This is a genomic window from Allokutzneria oryzae (assembly GCF_042429765.1).
In the GTDB taxonomy this organism is placed as follows: Bacteria; Actinomycetota; Actinomycetes; order Mycobacteriales; family Pseudonocardiaceae; genus Allokutzneria; species Allokutzneria oryzae.
The window spans coordinates 544,860-569,639 of the sequence record NZ_JBHLZU010000018.1; the positions used below are offsets into that span (position 1 = coordinate 544,860).

The window sequence follows — 24,780 nt, forward strand, 5'->3', positions numbered from 1 at the left end:
CAACAGGTGCCAGATCTGGTGATGCAGCTGACCAGAGCAGGGTTCCTTGCCCTGCTCTGGTTGTTCGTGTTGGCTGCGCTGCGTGTCGTCCGCTCCGACCTGTACGCCGCATCCGGCATCCGGGTCTCCATGCCAGGGTTCCGCCGCTCCTCCGGGAAGCAGCAGGCCCGTGGCAAACAACCACGTCAGCTCGTCGTCACGCATGGGGCGCTTGCGGGGACCAGGATCTCCCTCGACGGGCGGCCGATCTTGATCGGCCGCGCTGACGACTCCACGGTCGTGCTCGATGACGACTACGCGTCCACCCGGCACGCGAGACTGTCCCTCCGGGGGACGGACTGGTACGTCGAGGACCTAGGCTCCACCAACGGAACATATCTAGACCGGGCGAAGGTCACGGCACCCATCCGGGTCCCGCTCGGCGTACCGATCCGCATCGGTAAGACGGTGATCGAGCTGCGTTCATGACCCTCGTCCTTCGTTATGCGGCCCGCAGCGACCGGGGCCTGGTGCGTTCCAACAACCAGGACTCCGTGTACGCGGGCCCCCGTGTGCTCGCACTCGCCGACGGCATGGGCGGCCATGCCGCTGGTGAGGTCGCGAGCAAGGTCGTCATCGCCGCCATGGCCCCGCTCGACGACGACGAGCCAGGCGACGACCTGATCGGCCAGCTCAGGGACGCGGTGATCGCGGGCAACGCGGCCATCTCGGAACTGGTGCAGACCGACCCCGAGCTGGAGGGCATGGGCACCACGCTCACCGCCGTCCTGTTCGCGGGCAACAAGCTCGGTCTGGTGCACGTCGGTGACTCGCGGGCGTACCTGCTGCGCGACGGCACCTTCTCCCAGATCACCCACGACGACACCTTCGTCCAGTCGCTGATCGACGAGGGCCGGATCACCGAGGAGGAGGCGACCACCCATCCGCAGCGCTCACTGCTGCTGCGGGCCCTGACCGGGCACGAGGTGGAGCCGAGCTTCGCGATCCGGGAGGCCAGGGCGGGCGACCGCTTCCTGCTGTGCTCCGACGGCCTTTCCGGTCCGGTGAGCCAGGAGACCCTGGACGACGCGATGCGCATCCCCGACCCGCAGGCGTGCGCCGACCGGCTCATCGAGCTGGCGCTGCGCAGCGGCGGGCCGGACAACGTGACCTGCATCGTGGCGGACGTCGTCGACGTCGACTACGGCGAGGACGCTCCGATCGTCGGTGGCGCTGCCGGTGACGGCAGCGAGGACCCACCCCCGCCGGACACCCCGGCGGCGCGGGCGAGCGCGATCAACCCACAGCGCAACAACGCGCCGCAGCGGGTGGAGATGGAGACTCCCCCGCCGCCGAAGCGCAAGAGCAAGCTGCGCGGCTTCCTGATCACGGTCCTGGTGCTGGCACTGCTCACCGGCGGTGGCTTCGTGCTGCGCTGGTGGGTGCTCCAGCAGTACTACGTCGGGGTCAACGAGCAGGAGAAGGTCGCGATCTTCCAGGGACTGCGCGGCGAGATCCTCGGGTTCAAGCTGCACCGCGAGGTCGAGGGCTCCTGCGCGCCGGACGCCGCCCAGCCGTGTGAGGAGGTCACGCTGAAGGACCTCAAGAGCCTCGGCAAGGACCTCGTGCGCAACGGCATCACCAACGACAAGGTCGAGGGCATCGACGGCGCGAGGATGGCGGTCCGCCGGTTGCGGCTGGACTGGCTGCTGCCCGCGTGCCCGGCCGGCCAGGTCCAGACGCCGGGCCAGGGCCAGAACCCCGGCGGGTCGCAGGTCCCCCCGACGACCACGACGCCACCGCAGGACCCGAACAACCCGCAGGACCCGAACGCCACCCAGCTCTCGCCGACGTTGCGGCCGACGCCGGGTGTGGACTGCCGGACGGTGGGCTGATGGGGCGTCCGGCAGCCGGAACGAACCCCAGCTTGGGGCCGGTGAGCACGCCGCAGGCGCCTCAGGTCCAGACGAGGCGCGGCACCGAACTGGCCATGCTCGGCTTCGCGGCCGCGCTGGTCACGATCGCGCTCGCGCTCTCGGACGCCAACCAGGAGCAGGAGCTCACCAGCGAGATCCTGTACTACGGCGCGGCGTTCATGGGCCTGTTCGGCCTCGCGCACCTCGCGGTGCGCAAGTGGGCGCCGTACGCCGACCCGCTGATCCTGCCGTGCGTCGCGCTGATCAACGGGCTGGGCCTGGTGATGATCAACCGGCTGGACCCCGCGGTGATCGCGCGGGCCAAGGAGCTCGGCTCGCGGTTCATCCCCAGCGAGTCCGCACCGAAGCAGGTGGTGTGGACCGCCGCGGGCCTCGTGCTGTTCGCCGCGGTGATGTGGCTGGTCCGCGATCACCGGATGCTGGCGAAGTACGGCTACACGGCGGGCCTCGTCGGCCTCGTCGCGCTCGCGTTGCCCGGTCTGCTGCCGTCGAGCCTCTCCGAGGTCAACGGCGCGAAGATCTGGCTTCGGCTGCCCGGCCTGTCGATCCAGCCGGGTGAGTTCGCCAAGATCCTGCTGCTGATCTTCTTCGCGGCCTTCCTGGTGTCCAAGCGCGACCTGTTCATGGCCGCGGGCCGCACGTTCGCGGGCATGGAGCTGCCGCGCGCCCGCGACCTCGCGCCGCTGCTGCTCGCGTGGGCGCTCTCGGTCGGCGTCCTGGTGCTGGAGAAGGACCTCGGCACCTCGCTGCTGTTCTTCGGCATCGTGCTGGTGATGCTCTACATCGCCACCGAGCGGGTGGCGTGGCTGGTCATCGGCCTGTCCTTCTTCGTCGGCGGCTGCCTGGTCGCCTACCAGCTGTTCTCGCACGTGCAGACGCGCGTGACCACCTGGCTCGACCCGTTCGCCGACTACAGCAACAAGGGCTTCCAGATCAGCCAGTCCCTGTTCAGCCTCGGCACCGGCGGGGTGGCCGGAACCGGGATCGGCGCGGGACGGCCCGAGCTCGTGACGTTCTCGCAGAGCGACTTCATCATCGCCGCGATCGGTGAGGAGCTCGGTTTCATCGGCCTCGCCGCGCTGCTGATGGTCTACCTGCTGCTGGTCATGCGCGGCCTGCGCAGCGCGCTCGCTGTCCGGGACACCTTCGGCAAGCTGCTCGCGGGCGGCCTGGCCTTCGCGGTGTGCTGGCAGGTGTTCATCGTCGTCGGCGGTGTCACCAAGCTGATCCCGCTCACCGGTCTGACCGCGCCGTTCCTCTCCCACGGCGGCTCCTCGCTGATCGCCAACTACGCGCTGGTCGCGTTGCTGCTGCGGATCTCCGACGCCGCCCGCCGCCCCGCCCCGCAGACGCCGAAGGGCCCGAAGCAGCCCCAAGCGCCGATCGCGGAGGCCAGCACCGTGCTCGTGGAGCGTCCGACGTGAACACTCCCCTGCGCCGCGTCGCCCTCGCGATGATGGGCATGATCGTCCTGCTGCTCGCCAACGCCACCTACGTGCAGGTGATCAAGGGCGACGACTACCGCAAGGACCCGCGCAACACCCGGGTGCTGCTGGAGGCGTACTCCAGGGAACGCGGCAAGATCATCACAGCCGGGGGCGGGGTGATCGCCACCTCCGAGGAGACCAACACCAAGCTGCGGTTCCTGCGCAAGTACCCAGAAGGGCCGATGTACGCGCCGGTCACCGGCTTCTACTCGGTCAGCTACTCCTCGACCCAGCTGGAGCGGGCCGAGGACGACGTGCTCAACGGCTCGGACAGCACCCTGTTCGTGCGCAGGCTCTCCGACCTGATCACCGGCAGGGACCCCAAGGGCGCCAACGTCGAGACGACGATCAACCCCAGGATCCAGCAGGCCGCCTACAAGGCCATGACGGACAAGGGCTTCACCGGCTCCGTGGTGGCGATGCGGCCCGACACCGGCGAGATCCTCGGCATGGTCAGCACCCCGTCCTACGACCCGAACCGAGTGGCCAGCCACGACGTGGCGGCGCGGCAGCAGGCGTGGAAGGAGCTGTCGCAGGACAAGGACAAGCCCATGCTGAACCGGGCGATCTCGGAGAACTACCCGCCGGGGTCGACGTTCAAGCTGGTGGTGGCCGCCGCGGCGCTCGAGAACGGGATGACCAAGGACACCCAGCTCACCGCAGCGCCGAACATCACGCTGCCGGGCACCAGCACCCGGTTGGAGAACTTCGACGGCAACCGGTGCGGCAGCGGGCAGACCGCCTCACTGGAGGAGGCGCTCGCGCGCTCGTGCAACACCGCGTTCGCCGAGCTCGCCGGGCAGATCGGTGAGGACAAGCTGCGCCGCCAGGCCGAGAAGTTCGGCATCGGCGAGCAGGACCTCAAGATCCCGATGAGCGTCGTGCCGTCCACGCTCGGGGACATCCCGGACAAGTCGGCGCTGTACCAGACCGGCATCGGCCAGCGCGACGTGAAGCTGACCCCGCTGCAGGACCTCGTGGTGGCGGCCACCGTCGCCAACGGTGGCATGCGGATGGAGCCGCAGCTGAAGAAGCGGATCGTCACCCACGACGTGAGCGTGCTCGACGAGGTCGACCCCAAGCAGGCCGGCCGAGCGATGTCGAGCAGCTCCGCCGAGACGCTCAAGCAGATGATGATCAAGTCGGAGGAGCGCACCCAGGGCAGCGGCAAGATGTCCAACGTGGTCATCGCCTCCAAGACCGGTACGGCCGAGCACGGGGCGAACCCCAAGCAGACCAAGCCGCACGCCTGGTACGTGGCCTTCGCTCCCGCGGACAAGCCGAAGATCGCGGTCGTGGTGATGGTCGAGGACGGCGGCGACCGGGGTCTGGAGGCCACCGGCGGTTCCGTTGCGGCCCCGATCGGCCGCGCGGTGATCCGCGCCGGGCTGGAAGGTGGCTGAGCCGTGCTCACCTCCGGCCAGTTGCTCGCCGACCGCTACCGGCTCGGCAGGCGCATCGCCGTGGGCGGGATGGGCGAGGTCTGGGAGGCAGCGGACACCCGGCTGGACCGCAGAGTCGCCGTGAAGGTGCTGAAGGCGGAGCTCTGCGGCGACGCGGAGTTCCTCCACCGCTTCCGCAGCGAGGCGCGGATGACCGCGTCGCTGAACCACCCGGGCATCGCCTCGGTGCACGACTACGGCGAGACGGCCGCCGTGCCCGACGGTCCCGAGGACACCGCCTACCTGGTGATGGAGCTGGTCGAGGGCGAACCGCTGGCCACCATCCTGGCCAAGGAGGGCAGGCTGGCCGCCGACCGCACGCTGGACGTGCTCGAACAGGCCGGTGAGGCGTTGCAGGCCGCGCACGAGCGCGGGTTCGTGCACCGCGACGTGAAGCCGGGCAACATCATGGTCACCCCGGCTGGCAAGGTGAAGCTGACCGACTTCGGCATCGCCAAGGCCGCCGACGCGGCACCCGTGACCCGCTCCGGCATGGTCATGGGCACCGCCCACTACATCGCCCCGGAGCAGGCGCTCGGCGGCGAGGCGGAGCCGGCCAGCGACGTGTACTCACTGGCCGTGGTCGGCTACGAGTGCCTCGCCGGGCACCGGCCGTTCCTGTCGGACAACGCGGTGACGGTCGCGATGATGCACATCCGCGACGTGCCGCCCCCGCTGCCGCCGGACGTGCCGCACCACGCGCGCATGCTGGTCGAGGCGACGCTGGTGAAGGACCCGTGGCAGCGCTACCGCAGCGGCGGGGAGTTCGCGGGCGCGGTCGCCGCGGTTCGCTCGGGCCGGCCGCTACCCCCGCCGTCGGGGATCGGCATGTCCAGCGCCACGGTGACCCCGGTGACCGGTGTCCCGCTGATGGCCGCTCCGGTGCTCCCCCAGCAGCAACTGCAACCGCTGCCACCACAGCCGCCGCAGCACGCGGCCCCCATGAGCGGTCCGGCGATGGTCTCGCTCGGCCACGGCCCCGGCAGCTACCCGCCGCCAGGCATGCCCTTGCCGCCTGGCGGGAAACCCCGTCGGCTCGGGCTCTGGGTGGCGATCATCCTGCTCGTTGTCGCGCTGATCGGTTTGTGCGTGTGGCTGCTGCGCGAGCCGATCTATCCCCGCATGTCGCTGACCGGCGCACCGAACAGCGCATCGGGACAGCACCACCAGGCCCCCTCCGGCTACCCCGCTCACGAGGACGGAGCGCAACCGGGCACTCTGGTACGGCTTGACGCCGCCGAGTACCTCAACCGACCGGCAAGTGAGGCAGTTGCCAAGCTGACCCGGTTGGGCATTGACTCTGACATCCGAAACGAGTCCGGTAGCCAGCCAACCGATTTGAACCGGTGCACCGTCACTGAGATGGTGCCCTCCGGACAGGTGCGGGTCGGTGACCGAATCACACTGCGTTGTGAATCTGAACCAGGTGGCTAACGCGTGTCGGGGCGAGGACAGACAGTAAGCATGATGAGAAGTTTCTTGACGAGGAGTGGGACGACGCACCGATGAGCACTCCGCGACTGCTCTCCAACCGCTACGAGCTGGGTGAGACGCTCGGCTACGGCGGCATGTCGGAGGTCCACAAGGGCAAGGACGTCCGTCTTGGCCGCGACGTGGCAATCAAGGTGCTGCGCGCCGACCTCGCCCGTGACCCGCAGTTCCAGATTCGGTTTCGGCGTGAGGCCCAGAACGCCGCGTCCTTGAACCACCCGGCGATCGTCGCCGTCTACGACACGGGTGAGACACAGGCCGAGCACGGGCCGCTGCCGTACATCGTCATGGAGTTCGTCGACGGCAAGACACTCCGCGACATCGTGAAGACGGAAGGCCCCCTGCACGGCCGCAGAGCCATGGAGGTCATGGCCGACGTCTGCGCGGCACTGGACTTCAGCCACCGGCACGGCATCGTGCACCGCGACGTCAAGCCCGCGAACGTGATGATCACGCGGGGCGGCGCGGTGAAGGTGATGGACTTCGGCATCGCGCGCGCCGTCGCCGACGGCCAAGCCGCGGTCACGCAGACCGCGGCGGTGATAGGAACCGCGCAGTACCTCTCCCCGGAGCAGGCGCGTGGTGAGGCCGTCGACGCGCGCAGCGACGTCTACGCCGCGGGCTGCGTCCTGTTCGAGCTGCTCACCGGCGAACCGCCGTTCACGGGCGACTCCCCGGTCGCGGTCGCCTACCAGCACGTGCGCGAGGAGCCCAAGCCTCCGTCGTCGCTCAACCCTCAGGTGCCGCAGGTCCTCGACGCCATCGTGCTCAAGGCGATGAGCAAGAACCCGGCCAACCGCTACCAGTCCTCCGGCGAGATGCGCGGCGACCTGGTGCGGGTGCTCTCCGGCCAGCGGCCCATGGCGCCGATGGTGATGAGCGAGGACGAGCGCACCGCCATGATGAGCAAGAGCTCGGCGGCCACCGAGGTGCTCAGCTCCGGTCGGCACCGGCCGAACTCGCTGTCCGACGACCCCGATGACGACGACCGCGACGCGCGGCGGCGCCGGGCGACCAGGATCGCGCTGATCACCGGCTTGTTCGTGGCAGTGCTCGCGCTGACGGTGTGGATCTCCAGTCTGATGTTCGGCGACAAGAACGCCGAGGAGATCCAGATCCCCACCGATCTGAAGTCGATGGCCCAGGGCCCGGCGACGGACCAGCTGCGGGCGCGCGGTCTCAACCCCGTCGTCGAGCTGGTCGCCTCCGACGACGCCAGCCGCAACCGGGTCATCGACACCATCCCGCCCGGCGGCACGATGGTCGCCAAGGGCTCCACCGTGCGGCTGCGCGTGGGCAGCGGCCCGGAGCAGGTGTCGGTGCCGTCGCTGACCGGCAAGTCCAGCGACGAGGCGTCGAAGCTGCTCACCGGCCTCGGCCTGACCCTGAGCTCCAGCACCGACACCCAGGTCACCGACGACAGCTCCCAGGTCGACAAGGTGGTCAAGCAGTCACCGGAGTCGGGCACCCAGGTGGCGAAGGGCACGTCGGTGAAGATCACCCTCGGCAAAGCCCAGGACAAGGCCCAGGTGCCGGACCTGCGCGGCCAGGACGTCGCCACGGCGCGCAAGAACCTCGAGGACCTCAAGTTCGTCGTCGAGGAGAAGTCCGAGAGCTCGTCCGAGCCCAAGGGCAAGGTGATCGACCAGAGCCCGCGCAGCGGCAGGATCGCGCAGGGCACGAAGATCACGCTCACGGTGTCCAAGGGCGACCAGTTCAAGATGCCGAACCTGGAGTACAAGTCGCCGAGCCAGGCGGAGAGCCTGCTGCGCTCGGAGTACGGCTGGAACGGCACGTTCAAGCAGACGCAGGTCACCGCGGACGACCTGACGACGGTGGGCAAGGTCCAGGACCAGTCACCTGCGGCCGGTCAGTCGGTGAGCAAGAACGCCACGATCGACGTGCAGGTGGGCAGCCTCAACCCACCCAGCTCACGCTGACCGCCGAGATCTTCGGAAGGGTCCGATCCACATCGTGGGTCGGACCCTCTTCTTTGTGCCGGTCTGCTCGTAGTCTGCTGGTCATGACCGACTCTGCCGTGCGGCGTGCCCGCGCGACCGTGGACCGCTACCTGGAGCTGCTCGCCGCCGCGGACGTCGCCGGGGTGATCGACCTGTTCTCCCCGGACGGCACCGTGGTCTCGCCGTTGTACGGCACCCTGCCGGCGGAGCGGTTCTACCCGAAGCTGGTCGCGGACACGCAGCGCTCGGAGATCGTGCAGGAGGACATGTTCGTCTCCGTGCACGACCCGCGCCGAGTCGCCGTGCAGTTCCGGTACGGCTGGACGATGAGCGACGGCACCAAGACCAGCTTCGACTGCGTGGACGCGATCGAACTGGACGACGAGGGCAGGATCGCGCAGCTGCGGATCATCTACGACACGCACCCGCTGCGCGCGGCGTGGGCGGCGATCCGCAGCACCCCGTGAACCCGGTTCGGTCTGGGTTCACGTGAAACATCGCTAGCCGGGCATGGCGGCGGCGGCGAGCGCGCGCATGCCGGACTCCAGCTCGGCCACCCGGACCTCGGCGACCGGGTGGCCGCTGATCGCCATCCAGTTCGCCAGCATCCGGTGACCGCCCTCGGTCAGCACCGACTCCGGGTGGAACTGCACACCGTGCAGCGGCAGCTCACGGTGGCGCATGGACATCACGATCCCGGACTCCGTGCGCCCGGTGACCTCCAGGTCGGCCGGGATGGTGTCCTCGCGCACCGTCAGCGAGTGGTACCGGGTCGCGGTGAACGGGCTCGGCAGGTCCGCGAGCACGCCCACGTTGTCGTGCAGCACCTGGCTGGTCTTGCCGTGCAGCAGCTCCGGCGCCCGCTCGACGGTCGCGCCCCACACCGCGCCCATGGCCTGGTGACCGAGGCAGACCCCGAGCATGGGCACGGACTCGGCGGCGCAGCGCCGGATCACGTCCATGCTGGCGCCCGCTCGCTCCGGGGTGCCGGGGCCGGGGCTGACCAGGACCCCGTCGAAGTCGGTGATCCGGTCGAGCTCGACGGCGTCATTGCGCTGGACCACGCAGTCGGCGCCGAGCTGGGCCAGGTACTGCACGAGGTTGTAGACGAAGCTGTCGTAGTTGTCGACGACAAGAACGCGCACGTGAACCACCTATCCAGTGGTGACTTGGTTGAACGGGAGTCTCGGTTCGATCCACGGGAACACCACGAACAGCAGCAGCGCGATCACCGCGGAGACCAGCAGCAACGCCTCGATGATCCGGACCGGGAGCGGTCCGGGCAGGTGGCGCCAGATCCAGCCGTACATCTCAGCTCTCCTGCAACTCCGGCGGCGTCTCGCCGGGCTTCTTGGGGTCCTTCGGGTACTGGTGGGTGAGCACGCCGTGCACGATCAGCCGCTGCCGCGCGGAGAAGCGCGGGTGGCAGGTGGTGAGCGTGATCAGCGACGCCTGCTGGCCCGCGGGCACCTGGACGTCCGGCCGGTTCGGCACGGGCGCGATGACGCCGTTCTGGCTGGGCAGCACGATCTCCTGTCCGACTGTCTTGCCGTACGGTCCGCCGTCGGCCCCGTTGGTGCGCAGGGTGCCGACCCGCTGGCACTTCTCGTTGGCCGCCTTGGTCTTGTCCCATTCCTTGATCTGGCCCGCCAGCGGCAGCATCCGGTAGACGTACCAGCTGTCGGAGGTCTCGACCACGATCGCATCGCACGGGTCGAGCAGGTCGATGTCGTTGAACGGCGCGCCCTTGCCGACCCGGTGCCCAGCAACGGCGAAGTTGCCCTGCTGGCCGGGGAACGCGCTGCCCTTGTAGTGGCCGGGACCGACCTCGAGGATCTTGTCGGTGGTGCCTTCGAGCACGGTGTAGACGTAGTCCGGGCCGAACTTGGGAATCCGGATCTTGGCGAAGCCCTCGCCGTCGCCGACCTCGAACTGCGTCTTGCGCTGCGGGTCCTCCTGCGCCTTCCACCGGTCGTCCAGCGCGACCGTGGCGTCGGACTGCTTGCCAGCCGACAGCCAGTCGGTGACGTAGACCTCGTAGAAGACGAACAGCAGCACGACGAGGCCTGCGGTGATCAACAGCTCGCCGATCGAGCGGACGACGACGCGACCGGTCTCCTTCGGCGGGTCCTCCGGTGGCTTGCTCGTGGCGGTGGCGACCTCCTCCTCCGACGGCTGCTCGACCTCGGCGGTCTCCTCGTCGACCACGCGCGGGATGTGCTGCGTCGGCACGTCGTCGAGCTGCGGCCGTGGCGGGGGCGGCGGCGGTGGAGGCGGCGTGGCCCGCACGCGCGGGATCGGCTGCGTGAGCTCCTCGGGCAGCGGCGCACGGGTGGTGCGCGGTGGCTCAGGCCGCGGAGGGCGTGGCGACGGAGACGGCTGACCCACTGGCGGTCGCGGAGCTCCCTGGGGCGGCCCCTGCGGACGTACCGGCGGTGAGACGGGCTGCCCGGAGGGCGGGGTGTCCGGGCGGCGCGGTGGCTCGGGTGGGTTCTGGTCGCGTTGGTAGCGCGGCACCGGCCGCTGCCCCGGCCCGGGGGGCTGGTTCGAACTCACCGCGGCACCTCCTGCGCCTTGTCCAGCCGCAACGACCCGGAGTACCCGGGAACCTTGATCGCCTCATCCGCCGTTACGCGGTAACCGAGCCCGTAGACCTGCGCGTACTGCCGGAACACCCGCACTCCCGGTTCGGCGTCCAGTGCCGCGCTCATGCGGTCCGTGTCTCCGATCGCCCGTATGACATAAGGCGGAGAGTACGTGCGTCCGTGCAGGAGGAGTGTGTTGCCGATGCACCGGACCGCCGAAGTGCTGACAAGTCGCTGGTCGGCGACCGAGACCGCCTCCGCTCCCCCGGCCCACAGCGCGTTGAGCACGCTCTGCACGTCCACTTGGTGCACGACGAGGGAGTCGGGGTCGGCGTCCTGCGGGTAGCGTCCGTCGGGACCTCGCGGCGCGTCGGTCAGGCTCACCGAGAGCCCCGGTCCGCGCAGCGGGGACAGGCCCACTCGGGCGCCGAGCCGGTCGGCGGCCTTACGGGCATCGGAAACCCGCTGGTCGGAGCCTTCTTGGGCGGCGCCGAGGCGTTCGAGCTCGGCACGCAGCCCGCCGAGCCGCGCCTGCGCCTGGCCGACCTGGGACTCGGCCTCCCTGACCACTCCGGACAGCTCGGTCGTGCGGCCACCACGCAGGTCGTAGCCGTCGGCGGCGTTGCGGCTGACCGCGAACAGCAGCCCGGCGACCAGGCACACGGCGGGCACGGCGAAACGCCAGCCGTCGAGCCTGCGCACCAGCCCCCTCCGTTCCTTCGGCTGCGGTGACCACAGAGGTAGTTCGCGAACCCAGGCGGTTACGTTAACGTGTTCACAAGACCGGGGTCTGTTTTCGGGAGCCCGGAAACGCCCGGTAACCGGCCGGTCGAGGAGCACGCGAGGACGAGCATGCCTAAGTCCAAGGTTCGCAAGAAGGACGTCTACACCGCACCGCCGGACCGGCGCACGCCGGTGAAGGTGCGGGGTGCAGGCCCGTCGCATCCCGTGTACATCGTGGTGATGCTGGGCATGATGCTGCTCGGCCTTGCCTGGCTGGTGGTGAACTACCTCGCGGGGCAGTCCATTCCGGTGATGCAGGACCTCGGCCCGTGGAACTTCGCCATCGGGTTCGCGCTGATGATCACCGGCCTGCTCATGACGATGCGCTGGCGCTGACCACCAGGCTCAGCACAGGCCGCGACAGTGGCTGCCGAACGGCCCGGACGCTCCAGGAGCCTCCGGGCCGTTCGCGTTCCCGGGGTCACCCGGAACGACACAGCTGTAAGTTCATCCCCACTGGGGACAACTGCTGTGGATAACTCGCCGTGGTGTCCACTGGATAGCCGGTCTCGGTCGGCACCGAGGCACTAGATGATGTGGTTACCAAGACCGCAAGACGAACCCTGGGAGACGCTCGGATGAACGGTGGGAGCTCCGAGGAGGCCCGGCGCTGGGCACCACCCGCCGTCCTGGTCGGCCTGGCGTGGGTACTCGCCATCGCCGGTCTGACCTGGGTTTTCCTCGCCAGGGACACGCCGTCGCAGGTCTTCGCCGGGGTCACCGCCGCGCTGCTGGGAATCGCGGGCCTGTACGGCACCGTGGCCCGGCCGAGGCTGGCCGCGGACGCCGAGGGCATCGTCGTGCGCGGGCTGACCGGTGCGCGCAGCTGGAGCTGGCCCGAGCTGACGCCGAGGGTCCACAGCTCGCGGCGCTTCGGTCGCACCACCTGGGTGCTGGAGATCGACGTCGAACAACACGACGGCGCCGAGACCCTGCTGGTGTTCACCAGGCTGGATCTCGGCGCCGATCCGGTCGAGGTCGCCGACGAGCTGCGGGTGCTCCGCGCGGGCTAGCCGATCAGGAGCGCGTGCAGCTCGTTGTAGCGGTAGGCCGTGAGCCCGGCCAGGACGACCGCGGCACCGACGAGCGCGCCGAGCTGCCAGACGCCACGCTGCTTCGGCGGCGCGTAGAGCATCGCCGCCATCAGCGCGGCGCCGATCACGAAGCCACCGGCGTGCGCGAGGAAGGAGATGTTCGGGACGCTGAAGGTGATCACCACGTTCAGCGCGATCACCCCGAGCACCGGCCCGATGTTGAGCTTGAGCTTCAGCACGGCGACCAGCAGTCCGCCGAGCAGCCCGTAGATCGCGCCGGACGCGCCGACGGCGGCGGTCATCGGGTCGTCGAAGAGCATGATCGCCACCGAGCCGCCGAGCAGCGACAACAGGTAGACGGCGACGAACCTCGCCCGCCCGAGCAGCAGCTCCAGGTCCCTGCCGAGGAACCACAGCGCGAGCATGTTCACCGCGATGTGGGCGAGCCCGTCGTGCAGGAAGCCGTTGGTCACCAGCCGCCACCAGTCCCCGGCGGCGACCAGGATCGGCCGCATGAACCACTCGGAGAACAGGTCGGACCCGGCGTAGTTCGCCATGACGCTCTGCGACTGCACGGCGGTGATCAGGAAGACCACGACGTTGAGCGCGATCAGCACGGGCGCCACGATCGGCCTGCTGACCAGCTCGGCACCCGCGACGGTCACCGGGCGGCGAACACCGCGGTTGCCGTCGTTGACACAGTCGAGGCACTGGTAACCGACGGCGGCCTCGCGCAGGCACTCGGGACAGGCGGGCCGCTCGCACCGGGTGCAACGCAGGCCGGTGGGCCGGTCGGGGTGCCGCACGCAGCCGGGCAGCGCGTGCTGGCCCCCGACCGAGCCCATCGGGTCGGACGGTGGGACCGTCATCTGGCTCCGCTCAGTCCTGGGCGATCTCGACGACGACGCGGTCGAGCGTCACGTCGGTCAGCGGCCGGTCACCGTGGTCGGTCGGGACCTTGGCGATCGCGTCGACGACGGCCCTGGAGTCGGCGTCCGCCACCTCGCCGAAGATGGTGTGCTTGAAGTTCAGCCACGTGGTCGGGCCGACGGTGATGAAGAACTGCGAGCCGTTGGTGTTCGGCCCGGCGTTCGCCATCGCCAGCAGGTACGGCTTGGTGAACAGGAGCTCCGGGTGGAACTCGTCGGCGAACTGGTAGCCGGGTCCGCCACGGCCGGTGCCGGTGGGGTCGCCGGCCTGGAGCATGAAGCCGTCGATGATGCGGTGGAAGATCGAACCGTCGTAGAACGGGCCGGTCTTCTCGCCCTTGGCGTTGTTTGCCTTGTACTCCTTCGTGCCCTGCGCGAGCCCGACGAAGTTCGCGACCGTCTTCGGCGCGTGGTTCGGGAAGAGGTTCAGCCGGATCTCGCCCTGCGAGGTGTGCAGGGTGACGTTCACGGTCTTCCCCACGAGGGATTCGTTGCTGTCAGCCACCACGCCATCGTGCCATCCACGGCGGGTTCGCGTGGGAAGGGGCAGGATTGGGTATCGCTCTCCACAGGCGTGTCTTGGAGGAATGCCATGGATGAGGTGAAGACCATGTCCCAGGCCGGCGAGAAGGTCGGGAGGGTCATGGGGACCGGGCTGAAGGCGGCGCGCATGCGCACCGAGAAGGCCGCTGAACAGGGCATCAAGGCGTCGCGGAAGGCGCTGGCGAAGGCGGAGAAGAAGTTGGCCAAGCGTGGGCTGAGTCCCGAGAAGATCCAGGCGAGCGTCGCGGAGAGCGCCGAACAGATCGGCAAGCGGGGCCGCAAGGCCCGCAAACAGCTCGCCAAGCGGAGCAAGGCGGCTCGTAAGGAGTTCAAGCAGGCCCGCAGGGAGCTCCACAACAACACCAAGGCGGCTTACAAGGACCTGGCGGCCAAGTTCGCCAAGGAGCAGCCGAAGAAGCGGCGCCGCTGGCCGGTCGTCGTGCTCCTGCTCGGCGGCATCGGTGCGGCCGTGGCGGCGGTGCTGTCCAAGCGCCCGGAAGAGGTCTCGCTCCACGAGGTCGAGGACCAGCCGCAGCCGCCGCAGCACGCGACGAACGGCAAGCACAAGTCGGAGCCTGCCCACAGCACGGCCGGCTCATCGGACAACAACCACCGCAACTAGCTCCGGACCACGCGTCTGTGGGTATCGCCCCCCATTCCGGTCGGGGCGGTACCCACAGAGCGTCAACCCGGTCAGCCCATGGCGCTGGTGGCCTTCTCCACCGCCCGCTTGGGCGCGATCGTCCGCTTCTGGTTGGACACGGCGGCGACGGCCTTCCCGCCGTTGGCCACGGCGAACACCGACCCCTTCTCGGTGAGCTGGGCACCGCCCTTCCACCCGCCGTCGATCGTCACCGGCGAAGAGGTCGCCACGGGCGCGATGGCGTCGACCAGGGCCTTGGCCACCTCGGGAGTGCCCACGTAGACCTGCACCCGCAACTGCTCCTCGCCGTTGGGCCGGTAGAAGAAGCACGCGGGATGCGGCTTGTCAGCCGACACCCGGACCTTCCCCACATGCTGCCCGTTGAACTGAGCCACATCGGCATCAGACAGATACGGACAAGGCCCGTTGGCCGTGGGCTCGGGCGACGCCGGCGCCTGCGCGGGCGCAACACTGCTGGACGCGACGGCGGCAGCAGAACTGGTGGCCCCGCCCTCCCCCGGCCCGCTCTCCCCAGAGCACCCCACAGCCAGCAGAACCACCGGCACCGCCACCAACACGTGTCGTCTCATAACCCCGCCAGTCAACCACCCCACCCCCAAGCCCTCACCCCCAACCAAGCCAGGGCGAACAAGGCAAGGCAAAGCCGAACCCGAGGCAACACGAACGAAGACAGACGACCCAAGGCGAGACAAAGCCAAAGCCGAGGCAACGCGAACGAAGACAGGCGAACCAAGGCGAGGCGAAGCCAAAGCCGGCCCCAAGGCGAACGAAGGCGAGGCAAAGCCGAAGCCGCCCCAAACATGCTGGTGAAGCCCAACCGGGCAACGCTGAGAAGGACGAAGCCCGCACCGTGGGGGGCATGGGGGGCTCGGCCCCCCAACGTGATGAGGAAAGCGGGGAAGGTGCGCAAGCACCGAACACGCCAAGCGTGGAGACAAGGGGAATCGAACCCCTAACCCCCGCCTTGCAAAGGCGGTGCTCTGCCAATTGAGCTATGTCCCCTGGCGGACATGTGCCCCGGTGGCCAGAAGGCCACCGGGGCTACAGGTCCTCAACGAGCGTCGCGCGCTCGTAGCGAGATCAGTTCTCGGTCGGCGCGGTGGCCTCGCGCCACAGGTCCGCCTCGGCCTTCGCCGAGCGGTTGCGCTTCACGAAGAACAGCACAGCGCCTGCCACAGCAGCAAGTGCGAGCAACTTCTTCACGTCCGGTCGCCTCCTCTTAGCGGCGCAATGATCCCGGGTGCCCCCAAGACGGTCTTGCAGTGGGCCTAGGAGGACTTGAACCTCCGACCTCTTCATTATCAGTGAAGCGCTCTAACCGAGCTGAGCTATAGGCCCTTGCGATGAGACAGACACTACCTGATGCGCTGGCCCCGGCCCAAACCGGGGCCAGCTTTCGACAAAACCCCTAGTCACGCTCGGACAGCGTGACCTCGACGCCGCCGGCGAGCTCGGCGGAGACGTTGTAGACGAACGCGCTGACGGTGGCCATCGCGGTGAACAGGATGATGTTGATCGCGCCCACGATGGCCGAGACGCCGAACACCCGGCCGACGCTGATCAACGGCTCCGCGTTGGCGCCGTCCGCGCTTTGCACCAGGTCCTTGTAGGTGCCGTTGAGCTTGTCCCAGACGTTCATGCCGTGCAGGACGCCGTAGAGCACACCCACGGCGACCATCCAGACGAAGAACAGCGCCACTGACAGCACCAGCGCCAGCTTCAGCACCGACCACGGGTCGACGCGCTTGACCTGGAGGCTGGCCCTGCGTGGTCCTCTGCCGGTGCGACGTGCGCTGGGCGCTGCCGCTGTCGCGGCGGAGGCAGCCGCCGCGGCCGCTGACGGACGACCGCCCGCTGTGGGAAAGGTCACCGTGGTGCGGCCGCTGACGGACTCGTCACCCAGCGCGGCGAACACCGGCTGCTCGGCTGACTGGGTGGGCTCGTCCTGGAACTCCGGCTGCTGGAACTCCTTCGGCTGCTCCGGCGGCTGCCCGAGGCCGGGCGGCTGCGGCGGCGGGACCGTGCCCTGTCCGGACACGGTGACCCGCTGCCACGGCGGAGGTGCCGAACCGAGCGCGATGTGCTCGGTCTTGGCGTCGATCTGCGGACCGCCCTTGTCGGGGTTCGGCTTGGCCACCTTCTGGGTGGCCTCATCGGACCCGGCGTCCTCAGCCCGTGCGGTCTCCTGCGGAGCCTGCTGCTCGCCGTGGCCCGCCTCGGGCCGCGGTTCGCTCCGCTCGGCGGGTTCGGCGTCCCCGTCCGCGCCAGGCTTGGTGATCAGCGACGTCTTGTCGCCCTTGTCCGCCTGGTCGTCCTTGCGGTCGGGGTTCTGGGGTGAAGTCATCACGGTCCTTTGCCGATGGTGCGGTCCATCCAGCTAGACGCGTACGGCCGCCTAGTTGTTGCCTTCCTCGGTGTGATCGCTCACCTCGGTGACCGTCTCGTCGGCGACGGTCACGTCGGCGTCGACCACGGCCTCGACGCCCGGGCCGTCAGCGGCCTCGGTGCCGGGCTCCGGTTCATTGTCATCAGCATTGCGCGCGACCGCGACCAGAGTGGTCTTGTCGCCCAGGTTCATCAGGCGCACCCCCTTGGTCTGCCTGCCCGCCTTGCGGACCTCGGCCGCGCTCGTCCTGATGACCCCGCCACTGGAGGTGATCGCGTAGAGCTCGTCGTCCACGTCGACGATGAGCGCACCCACCAGCCTGCCACGACGCCGGTCGTGCTGGATGGTCAGCACGCCCTTGCCACCGCGGCCCTGGACCGGGTAGTCCGTGAGCGGCGTGCGCTTGGCGTACCCGCCGTCGGTGGCGACGAGCACGAACTTGTCGTCGGCCACCACGCCCATCGCCAGCAGCTCGTCGCCGTCGTTGAAGCGCATGCCGAGCACGCCGGAGGTGGCGCGGCCCATCGGCCGCAGCGCCTCGTCGCTGGCGTGGAACCGGATGGACTGGCCGTCCGCGGAGACCAGCAGCAGGTGGTCGTCGGCGGAGCACAGCACCGCGCCGACGAGCTCGTCGCCCTCGCGCAGGTTGATGCCGATCAGGCCGCCGCTGCGGTTGGAGTCGAAGTCGGCCAGCTTGGACTTCTTGACCAGGCCGCCCTTCGTGGCGAGCACGAGGTACGGCGCGGCTTCGTAGTCCTTGATGTGGATGACCTGGGCGATGTGCTCATCCGGCTGGAAGGCCAGCAGGTTGGCGACGTGCTGGCCGCGGGCCGTGCGGTTGGCCTCGGGCAGCTCGTAGGCCTTGGCGCGGTAGACCCGACCCTGGTTGGTGAAGAACAGGATCCAGTCGTGGGTGGAGCACACGAAGAAGTGCGCCACGATGTCGTCCTGCTTGAGCTGCGCGCCCTGCACGCCCTTGCCGCCGCGCTTCTGGGCGCGGTACAGGTCGGTCTTGGTGCGCTTGGCGTAGCCGGTCCTGGTGATCGTCGTGACCACGTCCTCGACCGCGATCAGGTCCTCCATCGACATGTCGCCGTCGAAGGGGATGATCTTGGTGCGGCGGTCGTCGCCGTGCTTGTCCACGATGGCCATGAGCTCGTCGCGGACGATGCCGCGCTGGCGCTCCGGCTTCTCCAGGATGTCCTTGAGGTCGGCGATCTCGACCTCGATCTCGGCCAACTGGTCGACGATCTTCTGCCGCTCCAGGGCCGCGAGGCGGCGCAGCTGCATCTCCAGGATCGCGTTGGCCTGGATCTCGTCGACGCCGAGCAGCTCGATCAGGCCGGTGCGCGCGGTGTCCGGGGTGTCCGAGCGGCGGATCAGCGCGATGACCTCGTCCAGCATGTCCAGCGCCTTGACGAGGCCGCGCCAGATGTGCGCGCGCTCCTCGGCCTTGCGCAGGCGGTACTTGGTCCGGCGGACGATGACCTCGACCTGGTGCTTCACGTAGTGCCGGATCATCTGGTCCAGCCGCAACGTGCGCGGCACGCCGTCGACAAGGGCCAGCATGTTGACGCCGAAGGAGTACTGCAGCTGGGTGTGCTTGTAGAGGTTGTTCAGCACCACCTTTGCGACCGCGTCGCGCTTGATGGTGATGACGATCCGCATGCCGCGCCGGCTGTTGGACTCGTCAGCGATGTTGGCGATGCCGGTGAGCTTGCCGTCGCGCACCAGGTTGGCGATGTTCTCGACCAGGTTGTCCGGGTTGACCTGGTACGGCAGCTCGGTGACGACCAGGATCGTGCGGCCCTTGGCGTCCTCGTCGATGTCGACGACGGAGCGCATCCGTACCGAGCCGCGGCCGGTGCGGTAGGCCTCCTCGATGCCGGAGGTGCCCAGGATCTGCGCGGCGGTCGGGAAGTCCGGCCCCTTGATCCGCTGCAGCATCGCGGCCAGGGTCTCGTCTTCACCGGCTTCCCAGTTCTCCAGCGCCCAGACCACGCCGTCGGCGACCTCGCGCAGGTTGTGCGGCGGGATGTTGGTCGCCATGCCGACCGCGATGCCCGCGGAACCGTTGATCAGCAGGTTCGGGATGCGGGAGGGCAGGACGTCGGGTTCCTGGGTGCGGCCGTCGTAGTTCGGCCGGAAGTCGACGGTGTCCTCGTCGATGTCGGCGAGCATGTGCATGGCCAGCGGCGCGAGCCGGGACTCGGTGTACCGCATGGCGGCCGCGGGGTCGTTGCCCGAGGAACCGAAGTTGCCCTGACCGTCGACCAGCGGGTAGCGCAGCGCCCACGGCTGGGCCAGCCGCACCAGGGTGTCGTAGATCGAGGCGTCACCGTGCGGGTGGTAGTTGCCCATGACGTCGCCGACGACGCGGGAGCACTTGTTGTAGCCGCGGTCCGGGCGGAAGCCCGAGTCGAACATCGAGTAGAGCACGCGGCGGTGCACCGGCTTGAGGCCGTCCCGCACGTCCGGCAGCGCTCGACCGACGATGACGCTCATCGCGTAGTTGATGTAGGAGTTCTGCATCTCCTGCTGGATGTCGACCGGCTCGGTGCGGTCGTGCTCCGGCGGAAGCGTCGTATCCGTCATTGCAGTCCTTCTCGTGCTTCAGCGATCGGGCCGGGGAGGTCGGTCGAGCCGGTCAGACGTCGAGGAAGCGGACGTCCTTGGCGTTGCGGGTGATGAAGGACCGCCGGGCCTCGACGTCCTCCCCCATCAGCACGCTGAACAGCTCGTCGGCCGTCGCGGCGTCGTCCATGGTCACCTGGAGCAGCACGCGCTGGGCCGGGTCCATGGTGGTCTCCCACAGCTCGTCGGCGTTCATCTCGCCGAGACCCTTGTAGCGCTGGATGTTGTCGTCCTTGCCGAGCTTCTTGCCCGCGGCGAGGCCCTGCTCGATCAGCCCGTCGCGCTCGCGGTCGGAGTAGGCGAACTCCGGCTCCGCGCGCTGCCACTTGATCTTGTAGAGCGGCGGCTGCGCCAGGTAGACGTGCCCGTGCTCGATCAGCGGGCGCATGAACCGGAACAGCAGCGTCAGCAGCAGCGTGCGGATGTGCTGGCCGTCGACGTCGGCGTCGGCCATCAGCACGATCTTGTGGTAGCGCAGCTTGGTGAGGTCGAACTCGTCGTGGATGCCGGTGCCGAGCGCGGTGATCATGCTCTGCACCTCGTTGTTCTTCAGCACGCGGTCGATGCGCGCCTTCTCAACGTTGATGATCTTGCCGCGGATCGGCAGGATCGCCTGGTACATCGAGTCCCGGCCCTCCTTGGCCGAGCCGCCAGCCGAGTCACCCTCGACGACGTAGATCTCGCACTCCTCCGGGTTGGTGGAGCGGCAGTCCTTGAGCTTGCCCGGCAGGCCGCCGATGTCCAGCGCGCCCTTGCGCCGCACCAGCTCGCGGGCCTTGCGCGCGGCCATCCGGGCCTGCGACGAGGACACGGCCTTGCTGATGATCGTCTTCGCGTCGGCGGGGTTGCGGTCCAGCCAGTCGGCGAGGTGCTCGTTGCACGCCTTCTGCACGAAGGACTTGGCCTCGGTGTTGCCGAGCTTGGTCTTGGTCTGGCCCTCGAACTGGGGCTCCTTGAGCTTCACCGAGATGATCGCGGCGAGGCCCTCGCGGACGTCGTCACCGGTGAGGTTCGCGTCCTTCTCCTTGAGCAGCTTCTTGTCGCGCGCGTACTCGTTGATGACGCGGGTCAGCGCGGCGCGGAAGCCCTCCTCGTGGGTGCCGCCCTCATGGGTGTTGATCGTGTTGGCGAAGGTGTAGACCGACTCGGAGTAGCCGGTGTTCCACTGCATCGCGATCTCCACCTCGAGCGCGTCGCCCTTCGCCTCGAAGGCGATGACGCTCTTGTGGATCTCGTCGCGGGTGGCGTTGATGTGCCGGACGAAGTCCTCGAGACCGCCCGGGTAGTGGAAGGTGCGCTCGCGGACCTTGCCGGTCTCCGCGTCCTCCTCGCCCTCGGCCACCCGCTCGTCGCGCAGGATGATGGTCAGCCCCTTGTTGAGGAAGGCCATCTCCTGCACCCGGCGCGCGATCGTCTCGATGTTGTAGACGGTCGTCTCGAAGATCTCCGGGTCGGCCCAGTAGGTGATCGAGGTCCCGGTCCGGTCGGTGTCCTCGCCCTTGCGCAGGTCGTGCACCGGCTTGGACCGCTCGTACCGCTGCCGGTGCACCGAGCCGTTCTGGTGGATCTCCACGTCCACGGCCGTGGCCAGCGCGTTCACCACGGAGATGCCGACGCCGTGCAGACCACCGGAGACGGCGTAGCTCTCCCCGTCGAACTTGCCACCGGCGTGCAGCTTGGTCATGACGACCTCGACGGCGGGACGGCCCTCGCCGGGCATGATGCCGGTGGGGATGCCTCGGCCGTCGTCGACGACGCGGACACCGCCGTCGGCGAGCAGTGTCACCTCGACCCTGGTGGCGTAGCCCGCCATCGCCTCGTCGACGGAGTTGTCGACCACCTCCCAGATGAGGTGGTGCAGGCCCCGCTCCCCGGTCGAGCCGATGTACATACCTGGGCGCTTGCGAACAGCTTCCAGACCTTCGAGGACTGTGATCGATGACGCGTCGTACTCGTTCTTGTTGTCAGCCACGGGCCTGGTGTCTCCTCGCAGACAAGGTGCACACGATGATGGGCGGACCGACCTCGCAGGGAGAGCTGGGCCCAACCTTCTCGATCCTACCGGTCGACAGCGACAGGAGGGGCACTAGGACACCCCTGAGAACGTCACAGGGCGATTTGCGCGAAGTTCACCACGTTCTGAGTGCCGGGACCATGGTTCGACGCGCCTGCGGCGCTCTCCTTGGCGGCTGATTTCAACCGTACGTGTCTCGCGGGCCTCGGCCGGGTACATGCCTCGGGCCGTAGCGCCAACTCGGTGCGGCCGGTCCCTGGACCTTCAACCTGCGTACGACGTCTTTTCCGACGCCTGCGGCGATCTTCGTGAGCAACTGGCGTTGCAGCAACCGCAACTGTGTCGCCCAAGCGGTCGAACTGGCCTGGACGGTGAGCTCGCCCTCGCGCAGCGCGACCGGTTTGGCGTGCTCGGCGACCTCCTCGCCGACCAGCCCGGCCCACCTGCTGAACACCTGTCCCCCGGCCAGCCGGTCCTGCCAGCCCCGGTCGGCGACGATCCGGGAGGCCAGCCTGCCGAGCGGCTGCGGGTCCCGGTCGTCGCTGCCCGGCCCCGACCACCGGCGCCGACGGCGCGCGGCACCTCCGGACTTGGCGCCGGCCCCGGCGGCGCGGCCCTTGGGGACACCGCGTGCCTTCGCCTGGGCCTTGGCGGCCTCCAGGGCGGCCCTTGCCAGGTCCGAACCTCGCAGTGCGTGCTCGGTACCGGCCATGTCACCACTCGAAGGGGTGGAACCACCCGAGTTAATCCCTGGTTCCGGTGCAGCGTCACCTCGACGCGTGACGGAGTTGTCCACACTGTCCACAGGGTTATCCCCAGATGTGCGACGTCGCGGAGCGCGCTGCTCACCGGACACGGTGGATCTCTCCCTCTCCGACGTCGTAGCGAGCCGCGTCGAGCTCGGCGGGCACGTCCTCGGCGACCGCTGCGGTCACCAAGACCTGCTCGGCGGCCGCGGCCACGGTCGCCAGCCGCTGCCTGCGCCGCCGGTCCAGTTCGGCGAAGACGTCGTCGAGCACCAGGACTGGTTCGACGCCGTCACCGCGCAGGACCTCGTAGGCGGCCAGCCGCAGCGCCAGCGCGAACGACCACGACTCACCGTGACTGGCATACCCCTTCGCGGGCGCTTCACCCAGGATCAGCTCGACGTCGTCGCGGTGCGGCCCGACCAGGCACACGCCCCGGTCCAGCTCCTGCGAGCGGACCTTGGTCATCGCCTCCAGCAGCAACGCCTCGAGCTGCTCGGCATCGGCCCGCGCCCCGCCCGGCACACCGAAACCCTCGGGCAGGGCGTCACCCAGGGTGCTGCGGTAGCGGATGTGGGCGGGCCGTGACTCCGGTGCCACCCCCGCGTACGCGGCCGCGACCAGCGGACCGAGGTCCGCGACCAGGTTCAGCCGGTACGCGAGCAGCTGGGCTCCGTGCCTGGCCAGGTGGCCGTCCCAGACCTCCAGCGTGCTGATGTCGCCGCCACGGCCGGCGCGCCGTGCGGCCCCCGCGCTCTTCAGCAGCGCACCGCGCTGCTTGAGCACCCGCTCGTAGTCGGAGCGCAGCCCGGCGAGGCGGGGGGTGCGCGCCACGAGCAGGTCGTCGACGAAGCGCCTGCGCTCCCCGGGATCGCCGCGGACCAGCGCCAGGTCCTCCGGCGCGAACAGCACCGTCCGCAGGATGCCGAGCACGTCGCGGGGCTTGCCGGCCGGAGCGCGGTTGATCCGCGCCCGGTTGGCCTTGCCGGGCGTGATCTCCAGTTCGACCAGGAGCTCACGACCGTCGTGCACCACGGCGGTTCGGATCACCGCTCGCGGCGCGCCGATCCGAACGAGGGGGGCGTCGGTGGCCACCCGGTGCGAGGACAGGGTGGCCACGTAGCCGATCGCCTCGACCAGGTTCGTCTTGCCCTGGCCGTTCGCCCCGATCAGCACGCTGGGGCCCGGTTCAAGGGGCACGTCAGCGTGCGACCAGGAACGGAAGTCGGAGACCTGAAGGTGTCTGACGTACACGCGGGCCGGTCGTCAGCTTCCGGCCTTGTGCACGGCGTGCCCGCCGAACTGGTTGCGCAGTGCGGCGACGGCGCGCATCGCGGGCGAGTCGTCCTGGCGGGAGGCGAACCGCGCGAACAGCGCCGCGGAGATCACCGGCGCTGGCACCGCGTGGTTGATGGCCTCCTCGATGGTCCACCGGCCCTCGCCGGAGTCCTCGACGTAGCCGCGAAGGTCGTCCAGCTCCGGGTCGGAGTCCAGCGCCCGCACCAGCAGGTCGAGCAGCCAGGACCGGACGACGGTCCCGCGCTGCCACGCCTTGATCACCGAAGGCACGTCCGTGACGACCTCGGACGCGTCGAGCAGCTCGAAGCCCTCGGCGTAGGCCTGCATCAGGCCGTACTCGATGCCGTTGTGCACCATCTTCGAGAAGTGGCCGGCGCCGACGCCGCCCGCGTGTGCGAAGCCCTCCTCGCGCGGCCCCTCGGGACGCAGCGCGTCGAAGATCGGCATCGCACGGTCCACAAAGGACTTCTCACCGCCGACCATCAGGCCGTAGCCGTTCTCCAGGCCCCACACGCCACCGGAGACACCGCAGTCGACGTAGCCGATTCCCTTGGCTTCCAAGAGCTTCGCGTGTTCCTGGTCATCGGTGAAGCGGGAGTTGCCGCCCTCGATCACCAGGTCGCCCTCGGCCAGCAGACCGCCGAGCTCCTCGACGGTCTGCCTGGTCGGAGCTCCGGCCGGCACCATGATCCACACGACCCGAGGGCCGTCCAGCTTGGCGACCAGGTCCTCCAGCGAGCTGGCGTCGCTGACCTCGGGGTTGCGGTCGTAGCCGACGACCTCGTGTCCCGCGCGACGCAGCCGCTCGCGCATGTTGAAGCCCATCTTGCCGAGACCGACGAGTCCGAGCTGCACCGGTGCTGTCC

24 protein-coding genes and 2 tRNA genes are annotated in these 24,780 nt (G+C 69.1%); 10 read left to right on the forward strand and 16 right to left on the reverse strand.

The window, feature by feature from the left end; all coding sequences use genetic code 11:
* Positions 1–6 precede the first annotated feature (6 nt).
* The 7 genes from ACFFQA_RS21750 to ACFFQA_RS21780 all read left to right on the forward strand — a co-directional run bounded on the left by ACFFQA_RS21750 (position 7) and on the right by ACFFQA_RS21780 (position 8,764).
* Positions 7–468: an FHA domain-containing protein FhaB/FipA gene (locus ACFFQA_RS21750; RefSeq protein WP_377855085.1), complete on the forward strand. Its 462-nt coding sequence runs from the start codon at positions 7–9 to the stop codon at positions 466–468.
* Entirely contained in the window at positions 465–1,874 is a 1,410-nt protein-coding gene (locus ACFFQA_RS21755) for a PP2C family protein-serine/threonine phosphatase (RefSeq protein ID WP_377855088.1), read from the forward strand. The genes ACFFQA_RS21750 and ACFFQA_RS21755 overlap by 4 nt, the downstream gene beginning before the upstream one ends.
* Positions 1,874–3,340 carry an FtsW/RodA/SpoVE family cell cycle protein gene (locus ACFFQA_RS21760; RefSeq protein WP_377855090.1) on the forward strand — a complete coding sequence of 489 codons (1,467 nt, stop codon included), beginning with the start codon at positions 1,874–1,876 and terminating at the stop codon, positions 3,338–3,340. The genes ACFFQA_RS21755 and ACFFQA_RS21760 overlap by 1 nt, the downstream gene beginning before the upstream one ends.
* Entirely contained in the window at positions 3,337–4,806 is a 1,470-nt protein-coding gene (locus tag ACFFQA_RS21765; protein ID WP_377855092.1) for a peptidoglycan D,D-transpeptidase FtsI family protein, read from the forward strand. The genes ACFFQA_RS21760 and ACFFQA_RS21765 overlap by 4 nt, the downstream gene beginning before the upstream one ends.
* Before the next feature lie 3 nt (positions 4,807–4,809).
* Positions 4,810–6,279, forward strand: coding sequence for a serine/threonine-protein kinase (locus ACFFQA_RS21770; RefSeq protein ID WP_377855094.1), 1,470 nt, complete (start codon positions 4,810–4,812; stop codon positions 6,277–6,279).
* 71 nt (positions 6,280–6,350) lie between these two features.
* Positions 6,351–8,276, forward strand: coding sequence for a Stk1 family PASTA domain-containing Ser/Thr kinase (gene pknB, locus ACFFQA_RS21775; RefSeq protein ID WP_377855097.1), 1,926 nt, complete (start codon positions 6,351–6,353; stop codon positions 8,274–8,276).
* Between the two features lie 83 nt (positions 8,277–8,359).
* Positions 8,360–8,764, forward strand: coding sequence for a nuclear transport factor 2 family protein (locus ACFFQA_RS21780; RefSeq protein ID WP_377855100.1), 405 nt, complete (start codon positions 8,360–8,362; stop codon positions 8,762–8,764).
* Positions 8,765–8,797: 33 nt separating this feature from the next.
* Here the strand turns inward: ACFFQA_RS21780 and ACFFQA_RS21785 are convergent, their stop codons facing one another.
* The 4 genes from ACFFQA_RS21785 to ACFFQA_RS21800 all read right to left on the reverse strand — a co-directional run bounded on the left by ACFFQA_RS21785 (position 8,798) and on the right by ACFFQA_RS21800 (position 11,584).
* Positions 8,798–9,442 carry an aminodeoxychorismate/anthranilate synthase component II gene (locus tag ACFFQA_RS21785; protein ID WP_377855103.1) on the reverse strand — a complete coding sequence of 215 codons (645 nt, stop codon included), beginning with the start codon at positions 9,440–9,442 and terminating at the stop codon, positions 8,798–8,800.
* A 9-nt stretch (positions 9,443–9,451) separates the two neighbouring features.
* The gene (locus ACFFQA_RS21790) at positions 9,452–9,607 is read right to left on the reverse strand and encodes a hypothetical protein (RefSeq protein WP_377855106.1); all 156 of its coding nucleotides are present in this window, start codon (positions 9,605–9,607) and stop codon (positions 9,452–9,454) included.
* Between the two features lies 1 nt (position 9,608).
* On the reverse strand, positions 9,609–10,529 hold the full coding sequence (locus ACFFQA_RS21795) for a class E sortase (protein WP_377855109.1): 921 nt from the start codon (positions 10,527–10,529) through the stop codon (positions 9,609–9,611).
* A 320-nt stretch (positions 10,530–10,849) separates the two neighbouring features.
* Positions 10,850–11,584 carry a DUF881 domain-containing protein gene (locus tag ACFFQA_RS21800; RefSeq protein ID WP_377855112.1) on the reverse strand — a complete coding sequence of 245 codons (735 nt, stop codon included), beginning with the start codon at positions 11,582–11,584 and terminating at the stop codon, positions 10,850–10,852.
* Positions 11,585–11,734: 150 nt separating this feature from the next.
* On the opposite strand from ACFFQA_RS21800, the gene crgA reads away from it, so the two are divergent.
* Entirely contained in the window at positions 11,735–12,001 is a 267-nt protein-coding gene (gene crgA / locus ACFFQA_RS21805; protein ID WP_377855114.1) for a cell division protein CrgA, read from the forward strand.
* A gap of 242 nt (positions 12,002–12,243) precedes the next feature.
* Complete coding sequence (locus ACFFQA_RS21810) at positions 12,244–12,678, forward strand: PH domain-containing protein (protein ID WP_377855117.1); 435 nt, start codon at positions 12,244–12,246, stop codon at positions 12,676–12,678.
* Here ACFFQA_RS21810 and ACFFQA_RS21815 read toward each other — a convergent pair.
* Entirely contained in the window at positions 12,675–13,568 is an 894-nt protein-coding gene (locus tag ACFFQA_RS21815; RefSeq protein ID WP_377855120.1) for a rhomboid family intramembrane serine protease, read from the reverse strand. The genes ACFFQA_RS21810 and ACFFQA_RS21815 overlap by 4 nt on opposite strands.
* 10 nt (positions 13,569–13,578) lie before the next feature.
* A complete protein-coding gene (locus ACFFQA_RS21820) occupies positions 13,579–14,133 on the reverse strand; it encodes a peptidylprolyl isomerase (RefSeq protein WP_377855122.1) in 555 nt (184 codons plus the stop codon).
* 87 nt (positions 14,134–14,220) lie between these two features.
* Here ACFFQA_RS21820 and ACFFQA_RS21825 point away from each other — a divergent pair, with 87 nt between their 5' ends.
* The gene (locus tag ACFFQA_RS21825) at positions 14,221–14,793 is read left to right on the forward strand and encodes a hypothetical protein (protein ID WP_377855125.1); all 573 of its coding nucleotides are present in this window, start codon (positions 14,221–14,223) and stop codon (positions 14,791–14,793) included.
* A gap of 71 nt (positions 14,794–14,864) precedes the next feature.
* Here ACFFQA_RS21825 and ACFFQA_RS21830 read toward each other — a convergent pair whose 3' ends face one another.
* The 10 genes from ACFFQA_RS21830 to gnd all read right to left on the reverse strand — a co-directional run bounded on the left by ACFFQA_RS21830 (position 14,865) and on the right by gnd (position 24,769).
* Complete coding sequence (locus ACFFQA_RS21830) at positions 14,865–15,404, reverse strand: DUF2020 domain-containing protein (protein ID WP_377855128.1); 540 nt, start codon at positions 15,402–15,404, stop codon at positions 14,865–14,867.
* Positions 15,405–15,764: 360 nt separating this feature from the next.
* Positions 15,765–15,837, reverse strand: a tRNA-Ala gene (locus ACFFQA_RS21835).
* A 78-nt stretch (positions 15,838–15,915) separates the two neighbouring features.
* Entirely contained in the window at positions 15,916–16,038 is a 123-nt protein-coding gene (locus ACFFQA_RS21840; protein WP_210407818.1) for a DLW-39 family protein, read from the reverse strand.
* A gap of 60 nt (positions 16,039–16,098) precedes the next feature.
* Positions 16,099–16,173: transfer RNA gene (locus ACFFQA_RS21845), tRNA-Ile, on the reverse strand.
* Between the two features lie 70 nt (positions 16,174–16,243).
* Positions 16,244–16,936 (reverse strand): DUF3566 domain-containing protein, encoded by a 693-nt coding sequence (locus ACFFQA_RS21850; RefSeq protein ID WP_377855940.1) that lies wholly within the window; start codon positions 16,934–16,936, stop codon positions 16,244–16,246.
* A 294-nt stretch (positions 16,937–17,230) separates the two neighbouring features.
* A complete protein-coding gene (gyrA, locus tag ACFFQA_RS21855) occupies positions 17,231–19,816 on the reverse strand; it encodes a DNA gyrase subunit A (protein ID WP_377855132.1) in 2,586 nt (861 codons plus the stop codon).
* A gap of 52 nt (positions 19,817–19,868) precedes the next feature.
* Entirely contained in the window at positions 19,869–21,827 is a 1,959-nt protein-coding gene (gyrB, locus tag ACFFQA_RS21860) for a DNA topoisomerase (ATP-hydrolyzing) subunit B (RefSeq protein WP_377855135.1), read from the reverse strand.
* A 223-nt stretch (positions 21,828–22,050) separates the two neighbouring features.
* Positions 22,051–22,581, reverse strand: coding sequence for a DciA family protein (locus ACFFQA_RS21865; RefSeq protein WP_377855138.1), 531 nt, complete (start codon positions 22,579–22,581; stop codon positions 22,051–22,053).
* A 133-nt stretch (positions 22,582–22,714) separates the two neighbouring features.
* Positions 22,715–23,869: a DNA replication/repair protein RecF gene (recF, locus tag ACFFQA_RS21870; protein ID WP_377855140.1), complete on the reverse strand. Its 1,155-nt coding sequence runs from the start codon at positions 23,867–23,869 to the stop codon at positions 22,715–22,717.
* Between the two features lie 12 nt (positions 23,870–23,881).
* Complete coding sequence (gene gnd, locus ACFFQA_RS21875; protein WP_377855143.1) at positions 23,882–24,769, reverse strand: phosphogluconate dehydrogenase (NAD(+)-dependent, decarboxylating); 888 nt, start codon at positions 24,767–24,769, stop codon at positions 23,882–23,884.
* Positions 24,770–24,780: the final 11 nt, after the last annotated feature.

What these genes read in the sequence shown, in the direction of transcription:
- ACFFQA_RS21755 (WP_377855088.1), top strand. Translation starts at nt 465, where the DNA reads ATGACCCTCGTCCTTCGTTATGCGGCCCGCAGCGACCGGGGCCTGGTG.
- ACFFQA_RS21760 (WP_377855090.1), top strand. Translation starts at nt 1,874, where the DNA reads ATGGGGCGTCCGGCAGCCGGAACGAACCCCAGCTTGGGGCCGGTGAGC.
- pknB (WP_377855097.1), top strand. Translation starts at nt 6,351, where the DNA reads ATGAGCACTCCGCGACTGCTCTCCAACCGCTACGAGCTGGGTGAGACG.
- ACFFQA_RS21780 (WP_377855100.1), top strand. Translation starts at nt 8,360, where the DNA reads ATGACCGACTCTGCCGTGCGGCGTGCCCGCGCGACCGTGGACCGCTAC.
- ACFFQA_RS21790 (WP_377855106.1), bottom strand. Translation starts at nt 9,607, where the DNA reads ATGTACGGCTGGATCTGGCGCCACCTGCCCGGACCGCTCCCGGTCCGG.
- crgA (WP_377855114.1), top strand. Translation starts at nt 11,735, where the DNA reads ATGCCTAAGTCCAAGGTTCGCAAGAAGGACGTCTACACCGCACCGCCG.
- ACFFQA_RS21810 (WP_377855117.1), top strand. Translation starts at nt 12,244, where the DNA reads ATGAACGGTGGGAGCTCCGAGGAGGCCCGGCGCTGGGCACCACCCGCC.
- ACFFQA_RS21815 (WP_377855120.1), bottom strand. Translation starts at nt 13,568, where the DNA reads ATGACGGTCCCACCGTCCGACCCGATGGGCTCGGTCGGGGGCCAGCAC.
- ACFFQA_RS21825 (WP_377855125.1), top strand. Translation starts at nt 14,221, where the DNA reads ATGGATGAGGTGAAGACCATGTCCCAGGCCGGCGAGAAGGTCGGGAGG.
- ACFFQA_RS21830 (WP_377855128.1), bottom strand. Translation starts at nt 15,404, where the DNA reads ATGAGACGACACGTGTTGGTGGCGGTGCCGGTGGTTCTGCTGGCTGTG.
- gyrA (WP_377855132.1), bottom strand. Translation starts at nt 19,816, where the DNA reads ATGACGGATACGACGCTTCCGCCGGAGCACGACCGCACCGAGCCGGTC.
- ACFFQA_RS21865 (WP_377855138.1), bottom strand. Translation starts at nt 22,581, where the DNA reads ATGGCCGGTACCGAGCACGCACTGCGAGGTTCGGACCTGGCAAGGGCC.